The organism is Microbacterium sp. LMI1-1-1.1, from assembly GCF_040815675.1.
Lineage (GTDB): Bacteria > Actinomycetota > Actinomycetes > Actinomycetales > Microbacteriaceae > Microbacterium.
The window spans coordinates 594,378-609,110 of sequence record NZ_JBFPNN010000001.1; the positions used below are offsets into that span (position 1 = coordinate 594,378).

The 14,733-nt window shown below is 72.2% G+C and carries 18 protein-coding genes; 15 read left to right on the forward strand and 3 right to left on the reverse strand.

The window, feature by feature from the left end:
- Nucleotides 1-3: 3 nt before the first annotated feature.
- Nucleotides 4-1,545: a signal recognition particle protein gene (gene ffh / locus MRBLMI1_RS02755; protein WP_367726614.1), complete on the forward strand. Its 1,542-nt coding sequence runs from the start codon at nucleotides 4-6 to the stop codon at nucleotides 1,543-1,545.
- A 92-nt stretch (nucleotides 1,546-1,637) separates the two neighbouring features.
- Here the strand turns inward: ffh and MRBLMI1_RS02760 are convergent, their stop codons facing one another.
- Together MRBLMI1_RS02760 and MRBLMI1_RS02765 are read right to left on the reverse strand one after the other, a co-directional pair.
- A complete protein-coding gene (locus MRBLMI1_RS02760) occupies nucleotides 1,638-2,351 on the reverse strand; it encodes an SGNH/GDSL hydrolase family protein (RefSeq protein ID WP_367726615.1) in 714 nt (237 codons plus the stop codon).
- A 45-nt stretch (nucleotides 2,352-2,396) separates the two neighbouring features.
- Nucleotides 2,397-3,560 carry a glutamate--cysteine ligase gene (locus MRBLMI1_RS02765; RefSeq protein ID WP_367726617.1) on the reverse strand — a complete coding sequence of 388 codons (1,164 nt, stop codon included), beginning with the start codon at nucleotides 3,558-3,560 and terminating at the stop codon, nucleotides 2,397-2,399.
- A gap of 181 nt (nucleotides 3,561-3,741) precedes the next feature.
- Here MRBLMI1_RS02765 and rpsP point away from each other — a divergent pair, with 181 nt between their 5' ends.
- The 4 genes from rpsP to trmD are packed head-to-tail and all read left to right on the forward strand — an operon-like array spanning nucleotide 3,742 to nucleotide 5,780.
- Nucleotides 3,742-4,161 (forward strand): 30S ribosomal protein S16, encoded by a 420-nt coding sequence (rpsP, locus tag MRBLMI1_RS02770; RefSeq protein WP_367726619.1) that lies wholly within the window; start codon nucleotides 3,742-3,744, stop codon nucleotides 4,159-4,161.
- 5 nt (nucleotides 4,162-4,166) lie between these two features.
- Nucleotides 4,167-4,397, forward strand: a complete 231-nt coding sequence (locus MRBLMI1_RS02775) for an RNA-binding protein (protein ID WP_367726620.1) — start codon at nucleotides 4,167-4,169, stop codon at nucleotides 4,395-4,397.
- The gene (gene rimM / locus MRBLMI1_RS02780; RefSeq protein WP_367726622.1) at nucleotides 4,397-5,089 is read left to right on the forward strand and encodes a ribosome maturation factor RimM; all 693 of its coding nucleotides are present in this window, start codon (nucleotides 4,397-4,399) and stop codon (nucleotides 5,087-5,089) included. Before MRBLMI1_RS02775 ends, rimM begins: the two co-directional genes overlap by 1 nt.
- A gap of 1 nt (nucleotide 5,090) precedes the next feature.
- Nucleotides 5,091-5,780 carry a tRNA (guanosine(37)-N1)-methyltransferase TrmD gene (gene trmD, locus MRBLMI1_RS02785; protein ID WP_367726623.1) on the forward strand — a complete coding sequence of 230 codons (690 nt, stop codon included), beginning with the start codon at nucleotides 5,091-5,093 and terminating at the stop codon, nucleotides 5,778-5,780.
- A gap of 135 nt (nucleotides 5,781-5,915) precedes the next feature.
- On the opposite strand, the gene map is transcribed toward trmD, so the two are convergent.
- Entirely contained in the window at nucleotides 5,916-6,698 is a 783-nt protein-coding gene (map, locus tag MRBLMI1_RS02790; protein ID WP_367726624.1) for a type I methionyl aminopeptidase, read from the reverse strand.
- A gap of 117 nt (nucleotides 6,699-6,815) precedes the next feature.
- On the opposite strand from map, the gene MRBLMI1_RS02795 reads away from it, so the two are divergent.
- The 10 genes from MRBLMI1_RS02795 to MRBLMI1_RS02840 all read left to right on the forward strand — a co-directional run bounded on the left by MRBLMI1_RS02795 (nucleotide 6,816) and on the right by MRBLMI1_RS02840 (nucleotide 14,707).
- Nucleotides 6,816-7,316: an MFS transporter permease gene (locus MRBLMI1_RS02795; protein WP_367726626.1), complete on the forward strand. Its 501-nt coding sequence runs from the start codon at nucleotides 6,816-6,818 to the stop codon at nucleotides 7,314-7,316.
- A 201-nt stretch (nucleotides 7,317-7,517) separates the two neighbouring features.
- Nucleotides 7,518-7,865, forward strand: a complete 348-nt coding sequence (gene rplS / locus MRBLMI1_RS02800) for a 50S ribosomal protein L19 (RefSeq protein WP_367726627.1) — start codon at nucleotides 7,518-7,520, stop codon at nucleotides 7,863-7,865.
- 220 nt (nucleotides 7,866-8,085) lie between these two features.
- Entirely contained in the window at nucleotides 8,086-8,844 is a 759-nt protein-coding gene (gene lepB / locus MRBLMI1_RS02805) for a signal peptidase I (RefSeq protein ID WP_387054174.1), read from the forward strand.
- On the forward strand, nucleotides 8,841-9,494 hold the full coding sequence (locus MRBLMI1_RS02810) for a ribonuclease HII (RefSeq protein ID WP_367726628.1): 654 nt from the start codon (nucleotides 8,841-8,843) through the stop codon (nucleotides 9,492-9,494). The genes lepB and MRBLMI1_RS02810 overlap by 4 nt, the downstream gene beginning before the upstream one ends.
- Before the next feature lie 105 nt (nucleotides 9,495-9,599).
- Nucleotides 9,600-9,923 (forward strand): DUF2469 family protein, encoded by a 324-nt coding sequence (locus MRBLMI1_RS02815; RefSeq protein ID WP_013586353.1) that lies wholly within the window; start codon nucleotides 9,600-9,602, stop codon nucleotides 9,921-9,923.
- 93 nt (nucleotides 9,924-10,016) lie between these two features.
- Complete coding sequence (locus MRBLMI1_RS02820; protein ID WP_367726629.1) at nucleotides 10,017-10,379, forward strand: YraN family protein; 363 nt, start codon at nucleotides 10,017-10,019, stop codon at nucleotides 10,377-10,379.
- Complete coding sequence (locus MRBLMI1_RS02825) at nucleotides 10,376-11,899, forward strand: YifB family Mg chelatase-like AAA ATPase (RefSeq protein ID WP_367726630.1); 1,524 nt, start codon at nucleotides 10,376-10,378, stop codon at nucleotides 11,897-11,899. The genes MRBLMI1_RS02820 and MRBLMI1_RS02825 overlap by 4 nt, the downstream gene beginning before the upstream one ends.
- Complete coding sequence (gene dprA, locus MRBLMI1_RS02830) at nucleotides 11,896-13,062, forward strand: DNA-processing protein DprA (protein WP_367726631.1); 1,167 nt, start codon at nucleotides 11,896-11,898, stop codon at nucleotides 13,060-13,062. Before MRBLMI1_RS02825 ends, dprA begins: the two co-directional genes overlap by 4 nt.
- 68 nt (nucleotides 13,063-13,130) lie before the next feature.
- Entirely contained in the window at nucleotides 13,131-14,036 is a 906-nt protein-coding gene (locus MRBLMI1_RS02835) for a tyrosine recombinase XerC (protein ID WP_367726632.1), read from the forward strand.
- Between the two features lie 59 nt (nucleotides 14,037-14,095).
- The gene (locus MRBLMI1_RS02840) at nucleotides 14,096-14,707 is read left to right on the forward strand and encodes a DUF3060 domain-containing protein (RefSeq protein WP_367726633.1); all 612 of its coding nucleotides are present in this window, start codon (nucleotides 14,096-14,098) and stop codon (nucleotides 14,705-14,707) included.
- Nucleotides 14,708-14,733 lie beyond the last annotated feature (26 nt).

Here is a 14,733-nt window from a genome sequence, read left to right on the forward strand (position 1 = left end):
ATCATGGCGACTTTCGGCACCCTCTCCGACCGGCTCACAGAGACCTTCCGCAATCTCCGGAAGAAGGGCCAGCTCACGCCCGCCGACGTCGACGGGACGGTACGCGAGATCCGCCGTGCCCTGCTCGACGCCGACGTCGCCCTGCCGGTGGTCAAGGAGTTCACGGCCGCGGTCCGCGAGCGCGCCCTCGGCGACGAAGTCAACCGCGCCCTGAACCCCGCGCAGCAGGTCGTGCAGATCGTCAACGACGAGCTGATCGGCATCCTGGGCGGCCAGCAGCGCCGTCTGCAGTTCGCGAAGAACCCGCCGACCGTCATCATGCTCGCCGGTCTCCAGGGCTCGGGCAAGACGACGTTCGCGGGCAAGCTCGCGAAGATGCTCGAGAAGGACGGCCACACGCCGCTCCTCGTCGCCTGCGACCTGCAGCGCCCGAACGCCGTCAACCAGCTCCAGGTCGTCGCCGAGCGCGCCGGTGCCGCGATCTACGCGCCCGAGCCCGGCAACGGCGTCGGCGACCCGGTGAAGGTCGCCCGCGACGGCGTCGCCCACGCGACCCGCCAGCAGCACGACATCGTCATCATCGACACCGCCGGCCGCCTCGGCGTCGACGCCGAGCTCATGAAGCAGGCCTCCGACATCCGCAAGGCGACCCAGCCCGATGAGGTGCTCTTCGTCATCGACGCGATGATCGGTCAGGATGCCGTGAACACGGCGAAGGCCTTCCAGGACGGCGTGGACTTCACCGGAGTGGTGCTGTCGAAGCTCGATGGCGACGCGCGCGGTGGTGCCGCGCTCTCGGTCGCCTCCGTCACGGGCCGGCCCATCATCTTCGCGTCCACCGGAGAAGGTCTCGACGACGTCGAGCCCTTCCACCCCGACCGCATGGCATCCCGCATCCTCGACCTCGGTGACATCCTCACCCTGATCGAGCAGGCGCAGAACGCGTTCGACGAGGCCGAGGCGATGAAGGTCGCCGAGAAGCTCGCGACCGAGACGTTCACGCTCGAGGACTTCCTCGAGCAGATGCAGCAGATGAAGAAGATGGGCTCCATGAAGAAGATGCTCGGGATGCTCCCGGGCATGGGGAGCATGAAGCAGCAGCTCGAGGACTTCGACGAGCGCGAGATCGACCGCACCGAGGCCATCATCCGGTCGATGACGCTCGCCGAGCGCCGCAACCCGAAGATCCTCAACGGCTCGCGCCGTCTGCGCATCGCCCGCGGTTCGGGCATGACCGTCACCGACGTCAACCAGCTCGTCCAGCGCTTCGACCAGGCCGCCAAGATGATGAAGACCGTCGCGCGCGGCGGGGTGCCCAACATCCCCGGCATGGGTCCCGTCGGGGGCAAGCCCGGCGCCTCGTCCAAGCGCGGCAAGCAGCAGAAGGCGAAGGGCTCGCGCTCGGGCAACCCCGCCAAGCGCGCGGCCGAGAACGCCGGGGTCGCCGCGTCGGCGCCCACCGGCTCGGGCTTCGGACTCGGCGGTCAGGCGGCGCCCAGCGAGGCGGACCTCGCCGAGCTGCAGAAGCTCCTCGGCCGCGGCTGAGCGCCGACGGCATCCCTTCGGTGAACCGCTGAGGCTGACGGCGATCTCCCGGGGGCCGGTGTGCGCCGGCGGCATCCCTTCCGGGAGCCCCGTCAGGGGAGCACGCCGGCGGCCTGCAGCCGCGACATGACCGTCTGCTCGATCGCCTTCTGGCCGCGCGCGGTCGGGTGCACGTCGTCGGGCTGCATCCAGTCCGGGTGACCCGCCAGCGGCTGCCCGACGTCGATGTAGGTGCCGTCGACGAGGTCCAGCGCGTCGGCGAGGGCGTCCGAGGTCAGCTGCACCTCCTCGGGCATGTCGTCCTCGTCGTTCCAGATCGTGCTGAGGCCGACCAGCCGCGCGTTCGGGGCCGCCTCCTGCATCTCCTCCACGGTCGTGAGGGTCTCCGCGGCGATGTCGTCGGGGTCCTCGCCGAAGTCGTTGCTGGAGGACTCGATGATGACGAGGTCCGGCTGCAGCGCGGCCAGGGCGGGGGCGAAGCCGACGTAGGGCGTGCCGCAGTCGCCGGAGACGACGAAGCCCATGCCGCTGCACGCGAGGTTGGTGAGCGAGAGATGGGCGCGACCGGCCAGGAGCACGGGCCACGCCTGGCCGAGGTCGAGACCGAAGCCGGACATGAGCGAGTCGCCGACGGTGACCACGCGCAGGCGGGGCGGCGTGGTGGCGCTCGCGTTCGGGGCGGGGGAGGCGGCGGAGAACGTGAGGGTCGGTGCGGGTGCGGGTGCGGGGGCGGGCTGCGGCGCGCAGGCGGCCAGGGCTGCGACGAGTACCGCGGAGAGGGCGACGAGGGGGCGCCGGACGGTCATGGCGCGATCCTAGGGGCGCACGGCTATGAGTCGGCAGCGAGTCCGTCAGACGCGGAGGGCGGCGAGGTGCTCGCGCAGCGTCGGTCCGGCGCGGAACTCCCGGATCAGGTGCTGGACGACCGCGTGGAGGTCGCCGTCCGCGGCCTCGGCGACGGCGATCTGCCGGGCGGAGCTGCCGCCGGTGGCGAGGATGGTCTCGAGGCTGGCGAACTCGCGGGCGCACTTCAGCTCCACCGCGACGTCGGCCAGCTCCTCCATGGTCTCGCGCAGGTGGTCCACGACCGGGACCTGCGTCCCCTGCCGGTCGACGATGACGCGGGCGTCGAGCCCGTACCGCGCCGCGCGCCATTTGTTCTCGCGGGCGTACCACGGGGGGATACCGGGGAGCTCGCGCCCCTCGTCCAGCAGCCGGGAGAAGTGCTCGACGAGCGTCTGCGCCAGGGCGGCCACGGCGGCGAGCTCGGGGAGGGTCGACATGCCGTCGCACGCCCGGATCTCGACGGTTCCCCACTTCGGCGCGGGGCGGATGTCCCATCGCACCTCGGAGGCGTCCGCCATGACCCCCGTGCGGACCATGTCGTCGAGGTAGGACTCGAACTCGCTCCAGTCGTTCAGCTGCCACGGCAGACCCGCCGTGGGCAGCTGCTGGAAGACGAGGGCGCGGTTCGAGACGTACCCGGTGCGCTCGCCCGCCCAGAAAGGACTGGATGCCGACAGCGCCTGCAGGTGGGGGAGGTAGACGGTCAGCGCGTTGACGATCGGGAGGACCTTCGTGACGTCGTCGACGCCGACGTGCACGTGCACACCCCAGATCATCATGTTGCGCCCCCACCACTGGGTGCGCTCGATGAGCGTGTGGTAGCGCGTCTTGTCGGTGACCTCCTGGTCGTACCACTGCGCGAAGGGGTGGCTGCCGGCGCAGAGGATCTCCACGCCGCGGGGCTCGGTCTCCGCACGCAGCGCGCCGATGGCATCGGCGATGTCGTCGACGGCGGCGGCGACCGTCGTGCCCACACCGCTGGTGACCTCGACCGTGTTCGTCAGCAGCTCGCCCGTGACGGTGAACCGCTCGAGGGCCGTCGCCTCCTCCACCTCGGCGAGGATCTCGGGGGCTCGGGGGACCAGGTCGCCCGTCTCGCGGTCGGCGAGCATCAGTTCCCACTCCAGACCCACGGAGGAACGCGTGGACGCGGCGAACGGCAGCACCATGCGGTCAGTCTGACACGGCGGCGCGGATGTCACGCGGCATGCCGGGTGATCTGGCAGAATAGAGGGTCGGACCCGCCACTCGACCCTCTATCCAGTGTCGGGCCCCCTCTTTGAGCTTCCGCCGGGTGTGCACCCCACGCTCCAGGCGACCGGTTCGTTCATTTCCACCACAGGAGAAATCGTGGCTGTCAAGATCCGTCTCAAGCGTCTCGGCAAGATCCGTGCGCCCTACTACCGCATCGTCGTCGCCGACTCGCGCACCAAGCGCGACGGTCGTGTGATCGAGGAGATCGGCAAGTACCACCCCACCGAGGAGCCCTCGTTCATCGAGGTCGACTCGGAGCGCGCCCAGTACTGGCTCGGCGTCGGCGCTCAGCCGACCGAGCAGGTGCGCGCCATCCTCAAGCTGACCGGCGACTGGGGCACCCACAAGGGTGAGAAGGACGCCAAGTCCACCGTCAAGGTCCGCGAGCCGAAGGCCGCGTTCGAGGCCGACTCCGCCAAGAAGTCGGTCGTCAAGCCCAAGGCCGAGAAGAAGGCCGACGAGACGCCCGCCGCCGACGCGCCCGCCGAGGACGCCGCCGAGACCTCGGCCGAGTAATTCCCGTGCTGTCTGCCGCGCTCGAACACGTCGTCAAGGGGATCGTCGATCACCCCGAGGATGTGGACATCCGAACCAGCTCGTCGCCGCGCGGCGACGTCCTGGTCGTCCGCGTGCACCCCGATGACCGGGGTCGCGTGATCGGGCGCGGCGGACGCACCGCCAAGGCGCTGCGCACGCTCATCACCGCTCTCGCCGACGGTCGCCGCGTGCGCGTCGACGTCGCGGACGACTGATGGCGGCCGGCGACACCGGCGGGGGCGGCCCCGCCAAGACCCAGCTCCGCGTCGGACGCCTCGTGAAGGCCCACGGCCTGAAGGGCGCCTTCAAGCTGGAGCTGTACACCGACGACCCCGAGGGCCGCTTCGTGCCCGGGGCGACGTTCACCCTGCAGGTCCCCGAGTCCTCTCCGTGGCACGGGCGCCCGCTGACCGTCCGCGAGTTCCGGTGGATGAACTCGCACCCCGTCGCCTTCTTCGAGGGCGTCGACGACCGTACCGCGGCGGAGGAGCTCGTCAAGGCGATCCTCTGGATCGACCAGGACACCGAGACCGCGCCCGCGGAGGACGACGCCTGGTACGACCACCAGCTGGTCGGCCTCGACGTCGTCCGCGACGGCCAGGTCGTGGGACGCGTCGTGCGCGTCGACCACTTCCCCGCTCAGGACCTTCTCATCGTGCGTCCGACCGGTGAGGGCGAGGACCGCGAGGTGCTCGTCCCCTTCGTCAGCGCCATCGTCCCCGAGGTCGACGTCCCCGGCGGACGCGTCGTCGTGACGCCCCCCACGGGTCTGTTCGAGGACATCCCGTCCGACGACGACGACGAGCCCGCGCCGGACGCCGTCGACGACGAGACCCCGTCCTCCGACGATCGTCCGGACGCGGCTGCGGCCGCGGACTCCACGGACGACGCGGCGGGACGCGCCTGACGTGCGCATCGACGTCGTCTCGATCTTCCCCACCATCTTCGACGCGCTCGAGGTCTCCCTCCTCGGCAAGGCCCGTCAGAGCGGGCTCCTCGACGTCCGCGTGCACGACCTGCGCGCCTACACGCACGACCGTCACCGGACCGTGGACGACACCCCGTACGGCGGGGGCGCCGGCATGGTGATGAAGCCGGAGCCCTGGGGCGAGGCGCTGGACGACGTGACGCGGGATGCCACCGAGCCGCCCGTCGTCATCTTCCCGTCGCCCGCGGGCGAGCGTTTCACGCAGGCCACGGCGCGGGAGCTGTCGACGGCGTCGCATCTGGTCTTCGGGTGCGGTCGCTACGAGGGCATCGACGAGCGCGTGTTCGACTACGCCGCCACGATCGGCCCGGTCCGGCTCATCAGCCTCGGCGACTACGTGCTGAACGGCGGCGAGGTGGCCGTGATGGCCATGGTCGAGGCCATCGGCCGCCTCATCCCTGGTGTCGTCGGCAACCCGGAGAGCCTCGTCGAGGAGTCGCACGAGGACGGCCTCCTCGAGTACCCGTCGTACACCAAGCCCGCCGTGTGGCGGGACCGCGAGGTGCCGCCGGTGCTCCTCAGCGGCAACCACGGTGCGGTCGCGACCTGGCGCCGCGAGCAGCAGATCGAGCGCACGCGCACGCGTCGGCCGGACCTGCTGCCGGACTGACGTCGCACGGCGTGCCCGGACGGCCTCGTTCCGGTCGCGCATCCGCTTCCCGCGGCGCGTGCCGCGTCGACGGCTTCGCGCCATGAGGCAGCGGGGATGCCGCGACCCCGGGGCCGTGGCATCCCTCCTCCTCCGTCAGTCGACGCCGAGGAAAGACCGGTCCGTGAGCACGAGCGGCCCGTCCGCGGTGATCGCGACGGTGTGCTCCGAGTGGGCGCCGCGCGAGCCGTCTGCGCTGCGCAGGGTCCAGCCGTCGGCGTCCGTGACGAGCTTGTCGGTGGTCTGCAGGAACCACGGCTCGAGCGCGACGACGAGCCCCGCGCGCAGCGGGTAGCCGCGGCCGGCCTTGCCGTCGTTGGCCACGTGCGGGTCGCCGTGCATCGTGCGCCCGACGCCGTGCCCGCCGAAGTCGAGGTTGACGGAGAGGCCGTCCGCGTGGGCGACGTCGCCGATCGCCGCGGAGATGTCGCCGATCTTGCGGCCGACGGTGGCCGTGTCGATCGCCGCGGCGAGGGCGCGCCGGGTCGTGTCGATGAGGGCGAGGTCCTCGTCCCGCGGGGTGCCGACCACGAAGGAGACCGCCGAGTCGGCGACCCACCCGTCGACGGACGCCGCGAAGTCGAGAGACACCAGGTCGCCGTCCCGCAGCACGTAGTCGTGCGGGAGGCCGTGGAGCACCGCGTCGTTGACCGAGGTGCAGAGCACCTTGCCGAACGGGCTCGCCCCGAAGGACGGGTGGTAGTCGATGTAGCAGGACTCCGCCCCGGCGGCGCGGATCATCTCGTGTGCGCGACGGTCCAGGTGCAGCAGGTTCGTCCCCACCTTGGTCTCGTCGCGCAGGGTCGCCAGCACCTCGGCGACGAAGCGGCCCGCGGGGCGCATCGCGTCGATCTCGGCGGGGGTGCGCAGTTCGATCATGGGGGAGTTCCTTCCGTCGACCTCCCATTGTCCCCGACTTCGGCCCGTCACAAGGCAGGGGCCGCCCGCCGGGCCTTCTCACGGCTGCCTCCGGGGTGCGCCGCGTACGCTGAGCCCATGGTGCTGCGTCGTCTCTTCACCCGCTGGATGTTCCCCGCCGCGTTCGTGCTGCCGCTCTGGCTCTTCGTGGGCTGGATCGCGTTCAGCGGCGGCAGCGCGTGGGCGCTGCTGTGGGTGTTCATCGCCGTCCCGTCGGTGTTCGTGACGCAGCTCGTCCTCGCCCTGCTGACGCGAGCCCGGGCGAGCGTGCGGACGCTCGGGGTGATGTCCGGGAAGGACGTCGCCCTCTTCGGCGCTTGGCACCTCGTGATCGTCGCCCTCGGCCTCTTCGACGGCCGTGCCTTCGTCCCCCTCCTGCTGCTGTCCGTCGCCGGCGCCCTCGGACTGTTCTGGTGGACGTTGACGGCGCTCTGGCGGGAGGCGCGCGACGGCACGGTGGCCGTGCTCCGGACGACGGACGGCACGGGGTACATCCCGCCGACCCGGGAGCAGCCGCGGTCCCGCCCGCGCATCGACGGCGAGGTCATCGTCGTTCCCGAGGGGCGTCGCGACGTCTGACCCCGGGAGCGCGGGGCCCTCTGCGAACGGACGCGCTCGGCGCGCGGTTTGGCCCCCGTGCCCGGCCATGGCAGAATAGGCGTTTGTGCCCTGACCGGCTCTGCCTCAGGGGAGTCCGCCGCTTCCGCGGCTCGGGCACGCATCCATCTTTTTCCCAATCATCGTGCGATCGACCTGTGGCGGTCGCAGGAAGTGACGATCATGCAGATCCTCGACGCCGTCGACGCGGCTTCGCTCCGCTCCGACATCCCCGCCTTCTCGCCCGGTGACACCGTCAAGGTGCACGTCAACATCACCGAGGGCAACCGCTCGCGCATCCAGGTCTTCCAGGGTGTCGTCATCGGTCGCTCGGGCGATGGCGTCCGCGAGACCTTCTGCGTCCGCAAGGTCAGCTTCCAGGTCGGCGTGGAGCGCACGTTCCCCGTCCACAGCCCCGTCATCGACCACATCGAGGTCGTGACCCGCGGTGACGTCCGTCGCGCGAAGCTGTACTACCTGCGTTCGCTGCGCGGCAAGAAGGCCAAGATCAAGGAGAAGCGCGACCGCTGAGTCCCGCCTCTCGAACGCCCCGTGGCTCCGGCCGCGGGGCGTTCGTCGTTCCCGGGCGCGTCGGGCCGATGGATGCCGCCTCCCCGGCGCCCGAGAGGTGGTGGCATCCGGGGATCTTCCGAGGTGATTTCCCGGCTCGGTGGTCGGGGCCCGGGGCGTCGATGTGCGACCCTGGATCATGCGGTCGCGCCGACGTTCGGCGCGCCGATGAAGGAACCACATGAGCGATCAGACCGCGTCGGCTTCGGATGCCGAGATGCTGGCCCCCGAACCGCGGCGTCGCCGTGGATGGGCGGTGTTCCTGCGGGACGTGCTCGTCATCGTCGTCATCGCGCTGCTCGTGTCGTTCCTGGTCAAGACGTTCGTCGTGCGGTCGTTCTACATCCCGTCCGCGTCGATGGAGAACACCCTGATGATCAAGGACCGCATCCTCGTCGACGAGCTGACGCCGCGCTTCGGCGAATACGGGCGCGGCGACGTGGTGGTGTTCCGCGACCCGGGCGGATGGCTGCCGTCGAACTCCGGTCAGCCGCCGCGCCCGCCGCTGGTGGAGGGCGTCGACTGGGTCCTCTCGCTCGTCGGCCTGTCGGCGCCGGACAGCGACGACCACCTCATCAAGCGTGTCATCGGCACCCCCGGCGACCACGTCGTCTGCTGCAACGCGCTCGGGCAGACCGAGGTGAACGGCGTCCCGATCGACGAGACGCCTTACGTCAAGCTCGCCCCGGGCAGCACCGCTCCCGACCCCGTCCCGTACGACGTGACGGTCCCCGAGGGATCGCTCTGGGTGCTCGGCGACAACCGCAACAGCTCCCGCGACTCGCGGTACAACCAGGATCAGCCCGGGCAGGGCTTCGTGCCGATCGACAACGTCGTGGGTCGCGCGTTCGTCATCACCTGGCCGTTCTCTCGGCTCGGTCTCATCGACTTTCATCACGAGGTCTTCGCGGGGGTGCCCGCGCCGGAGGCGGCGCCGTGATCGAGCCCACTCTGACGCTCGAACGCAGGCTGCTGAAGGAGCACGCGCTCGTCATCGCCCTCGACGAGGTGGGCCGGGGGGCGCTGGCGGGACCGGTGGCGGTCGGTGCCGCCGTCATCGACCCGACACGGTCGCGCAAACGGGTGCCGGCGGGTCTGCGGGACTCCAAGCTCGTGCCCGAGGCGCGGCGGCCCGAGGTGGCGGCACGCGCGGCGGCCTTCGTCCAGGCCAGCGCGGTGGGGTTCGCGAGCTCCGAGGAGATCGACGAGATCGGCATCATCCGGGCGCTGGGACTGGCCGCGGTCCGTGCCATCGCCGACCTCCGCGCGCACGGCATCGTCCCCGAGGACGCCCTGGTCATCCTCGACGGCAACCACGACTACATCACCCCGCACGGGGAGCCCGGGCTGCGGGTGCGGCCGATCATCAAGGCCGACCGGGACTGCGCGAGCGCGGCCGCGGCATCCGTCATCGCCAAGGTCGCCCGCGATGACATCATGACGGGCCTGCACGACGATCTGCCCGCGTACGGGTGGTGCCGGAATAAGGGCTACGCGAGTCTCGATCACCGCGAGGCGATCCGCGACCACGGCATGAGCGTGCACCACCGGCATTCGTGGGCGATCGCCGCAGCGCCGACGCTGTTCTGACGTCCGCCCGGGCGTGCCGGTGCGGACGCGCGACGCGCCCGGGCGGTCGGTGCAGCGGCCCGAACGGCATCCGTCCGGGCGTGCCGCGCCTAGGATGGGAGCACCATGGATGACGACGTCTTCGAGGATTACGACCGCGAACTCGAACTGGCCCTGTACCGCGAGTATCGCGACGTCGTTCAGCAGTTCCAGTACGTGATCGAGACCGAGCGCCGGTTCTATCTCGCGAACGACGTCAACGTCGTGCGTCGCGACACCGAGCACGACTTCTACTTCGAGATCTCGATGTCCGACGTGTGGGTGTGGGACATCTACCGCGCCGACCGCTTCGTGAAGTCGGTGCGCGTGCTGACGTTCAAGGACGTCAACGTCGAGGAGCTGTCGCGCCGCGACTTCCAGCTCCCGGAAGAGCTGTCGCTGGACAACTGATCTCTCCTCCCCAGACGGGGAGTTGCAGGATCCGTCCCCATTTGCGGGGTCGGCGCCCCACGGCGGGTGCGTGCGGCTGACACGCTCCACGGCATGGCAGCGAAAGACGACCTCGGCCGAGCCGGGGAGGACCGTGCCGTCGCCCACCTCGAGGCGTGCGGCTACCGGATCATCGAGCGCAACTGGCGGTGCAGCCAGGGCGAGATCGACATCGTCGCGGAGACCTCCGGGGTCCTCGCGGTGGTGGAGGTCAAGACGCGCACGAGCGAGGACTACGGCCATCCCTTCGAGGCGATCGACCGGCGCAAGGCGGATCGTCTCTGGCGGCTCGCTCTCGCCTGGATCGCCGCGCATCCCGAGGCCGCGCGCGGTCACCGTCTGCGGCTGGATGCCATCGCGGTGACGGGCGCCGATCCGGCGACGGGTCGCCTCGAACACCTCGAGGACGCGCTGTGACCGTGGCGCGGACGTGGGCGGTGGCGCTGTCCGGCCTGCGCGGCGACATGGTGGAGGTGGAGGCGGACCTGTCTCCGCAGACACCGGAGTTCACGATCATCGGACTCCCGGACAAGGCGCTGGGCGAGGCGGGGCGCCGCGTGCGCAACGCGTGCGGCAACCGCGGCCTCGAGCTGCCCAAGCGCCGGCTGACGGTGAATCTGTCGCCCGCGAGCCTGCCGAAACGGGGCTCCGGCTTCGACGTGGCGATCGCCGTCGCGGCCCTCGCCACGACCGGAGGGATGGATGCCGCCCGCGTCGCGGACACCGTCCACGTCGGCGAGCTCGGGCTCGACGGACGACTGCGGCCCGTGCCGGGCGTCCTCCCGTCGGTCGTCGCCGCCGTGCGCGCGGGACGGCGGCGGGTCGTCGTCCCCGCCGCGAACGCGGCGGAGGCGGCGCTGGTCGACGGCGTGGAGCTGCTGGCGGCGACCTGCCTCGCCGACGTCGTCCGCTGGCACGGCGGCCGCAGCGACGCGCCGGAGCTGCCCGCGGTCCCGTCCTCGGCGCTGCCGACCGACGGCGACGAGCCGCTCGAGCTGGCGGACGTGGTGGGGCAGTCCGAGGCGGTCGACGCGTTGATCGTCGCCGCGGCCGGAGGGCACCATCTGCTGATGAGCGGACCGCCCGGCGCGGGCAAGACCATGCTCGCCCGCCGGCTCCCCGGCATCCTCCCCGAGCTGGACGACGAGGCCGCGCTCTCGGTCGCCTCGGTGCGATCGCTCGCGGGGGAGAGCGTCACCCGGCTGTCGCGGACGCCTCCCTTCGAAAGCCCCCATCACGGTGCCAGCGCGGCGGCGCTGATCGGCGGAGGGTCGGGGGTGATACGTCCGGGGGCGATCGCGCGCGCCAGCGAGGGGGTGCTCTTCCTCGACGAGGGTGGCGAGTTCCCGGCGCATGTCCTCGACGCGCTGCGCCAGCCGCTCGAGAACGGCGTCATCCAGGTGCACCGGTCGGGGTCGAGTGCGACGTATCCCGCGCGCTTTCAACTCGTGATCGCGACGAACCCATGCCCGTGCGGCCAGTACGACGTCCCCGGCGGGCGGTGCGAGTGCGCGCCGAGTGCGATCCGGCGGTACACGCGGCGGCTGTCCGGCCCTCTGCTGGACCGGATCGACATCGACCTCCGCCTGCGCCGGGTGTCCGCGGCGCGGCGCGACCTCGAGGACCGGGTGGTCTCGACCGCCGCCGCGCGCACGGCGGTCGTCGGCGCGCGGTTCCGCGCCGCCCAGCGGTGGCGGGCGACACCGTGGCGACGCAACGCCGACGTGCCGGGCACGTGGCTGCGGGGGCCGGCGGCCCCGCGGGCCGAGGTGCTCGCGCCGCTGGACACGGCGCTCCGGCGCGGGGCGATAACCCTCCGCGGGTACGACCGCATCCTCCGCGCGGCGTGGACCGTCGCCGACCTCGCGGGTCACGATGCGATCGACATGGACGACATGGGCCGCGCGCTCCTCCTGCGGCGGGGGGCGGCCGCATGAGCGCCCCCGGTCAGGCCGACGGTGTCGCCGTGGGGCGGCTGGTCGAGAGCGTCCGCGCGGGGGAGCCGACCGCGGACGTGCGGGCGCGAGTCGTGTGGAGCGTGCTGGTGGAGCCCGGCGACGGGGTCGCGGGCGCCCTGATCGCCGCGTACGGCCCCGCCGAAGCGCTCCGCCGGGCGGTGACCGGCGAAAACGAAGAGCTCGCCGTCGCCCGTCGACGCTGGCTGCCGCGACTGCGGCACGACACCGCCGAGGCGGCGCTCGACTCCGCACGGAGGGCGGGGGTGCGGCTGGTGCTGCCGGGCGACCCGGACTGGCCGGCCCGGTTCGACGACCTCGGGGCGCACGCCCCCGTCGCGTTGTGGACGCGCGGCAGGGTCGGTTGGGCCGACCCACCCACCGTCGCGCTCGTGGGCGCGCGAGCGGCGACCGCGTACGGCGAAGGTGTGGCGGCGGATCTCGCCGCCGAGCTCGCCGCCGACGGCGTGGTGATCGTGTCGGGGGCGGCCTACGGCATCGACGGGGCCGCGCACCGCGCGGCGCTGTCCGCCGGTGGGACCACGATCGCGCTGCTGGCCGGCGGGGTGGATCGCGCCTACCCGCGCGGCCACGAGGGGCTGCTGGCGCGGGTGTCGGCGTCGGGCGCGGTGTGGAGCGAGATCCCCTGCGGCGCGGCGCCCACCAAATGGCGGTTCCTCGCGCGCAACCGGCTCATCGCGGCGTTAGCGGACGCGGTCGTCGTCGTGGAGGCGGGCTGGCGGAGCGGGTCTCTGAACACCGCCGCGCACGCGGCCGAGCTCGGGCGGTCGCTCGGGGCCGTTCCCGGACCCGTGACGAGCGCGGCCTCGGCCGGATGCCATCGCATCCTCCGCGAGTTCTCCGGTGTCTGCGTGACGTCGTCCGAGGACGTGCGGGAGATGATCGGCCTGTCGGACCCGGCCACCCACGCTGCGGTGTCGCCCACGGCGGACACCGGTCGCACCGACGACAGGACCCGGGTGCTCGACGCGCTCTCGTCGCGCACCGGGCGCTCCACCGCAGAGGTCGCGCGGCGGTGCGGAATTGATCCGGACCGAACCCTCGCGCTGCTCGGTCTCGCCGAGCTGCGCGAAGAGGCGCAGCGCGACGAGGACGGGACCTGGCGCCGGAGCGGCGGACGCTGACGTGGACCGGCGGCGCGCTTCCCGCGCGCCGCGGTGCCCGGCGTCGAGACCGGGGGCAAGCTGGAGGCATGCGGACCACGGAGGCGATCGAGGCGTACCTCGAGCAGCTGCGATCGGTTCGGCGGCTGTCCTCCGCGACGGTCCGCGCCTACCGCTCCGATCTGGCGTCGCTCGTCGCCCAGGTCGGCGACCTGCCGCTGGCGGACGTCGATCTCGAGCACCTGCGGTCCTGGCAGTGGGACGCGACCCGCAGCGGCCTGGCGAAGAGTACGGCCGCCCGCCGCACCGCCGCCATCCGCGGCTTCTTCGCCTGGGCGTCGGAGGCGGGCGTCATCGGCACCGACCCGTCGCACCGACTCGTCTCGCCCAAACGCGGGCGCACCCTCCCGGTCGTCGCCACCGCCGATGCGCTCGACGAGGTGCTGCGCGCCGCGCGCGCGGCCGCGGTGGACGGCGACGCCGTCGCGCTTCGCGATCATGCGCTCCTCGAGCTCATCTACGGGTCGGGCACGCGCGTGTCCGAGGTGGTCGGACTCGACCTCGACGACATCGACGACGAGCGCCGCACCCTCCGGGTCCGCGGCAAGGGCGACAAGGAGCGGGTCGTGCCGTTCGGCGGCCCGGCTGCCGACGCGCTCGACGCCTACCTCGTGCGCGGCCGCCCCGTGCTCGTCGCTCGCGGCGACGGCGGGGCGGGGCGTGCCGTCTTCTTCGGCAGCCGCGGTGGGCGCCTCGGGCCGCGGGCCGTCCATGCGCTCGTCTCGCGGACCGTCGGCCCCACCGTGGGGGCGGAGAACCTCGGGCCGCACGCCCTGCGTCACTCGGCGGCGACGCACCTCCTCGACGGCGGCGCCGACCTCCGGACGGTGCAGGAGATCCTCGGACACGCCAGTCTCGGCACGACGCAGATCTACACGCACGTGTCGGGGGAGCGCCTGCGCGAGGCGTACCGTCTCGCCCACCCGCGCGCCTGACCCGCGTGAGCGATGCGACGCCCCTGGCGGTGCCCGGTCGGGCGCTCTACCGTGGGTCCGTGAACGGATCACGGCGGAGCCTCTCCTCACTGACGACGGTTGCGGCCGTCGCCATCGTGCTGTGCGGGTGCGTCGCGCTCCCGCAGCCCGTGGAGACGCGGCTACCTCCAGCCGCCCCCGACGCCACTCCCACGGCCGCATCCCCGGCGACGCCTTTCCCCGCGGCATCCCCGTCCCCGTTCGTCAGCCCTTCGGCATCCGCCTCCTCCTCGGCTCCCGTCGGGGACGTGATCGCCTGCGGCGACGGCCCGGTCGCTCTCAACGGCGAGGAGTCGACGGTGCGGCTGGAGGGCACGTGCGACAGCGTGATCGTCTCCGGCAGCGCCTTCACCGTCGACGCGACGGCGGCGACGATCCGCACCCTCGAGATCCAGGGCGATCGCATCCGCCTGGACGCGGCCGCCGCCGACACGATCACGCTGCAGGGCAACGACGGCGTGGTGTCGGTCGCGCAATCGGTCACGCGGGTGACCCTCCGCGGCGACCGGTCGACGGTCTCCTCGACCGGCGACATCGCCGCCGTCGAGATCCAGGGGCAGGACAACACCATCCGGGCCGACGGCTCGGTGCAGAACGTGACGCTCGAGGGTCGCGGCAACACGGTCTCCTGACACCCCCGGCGCTGACGTGCCCCAAT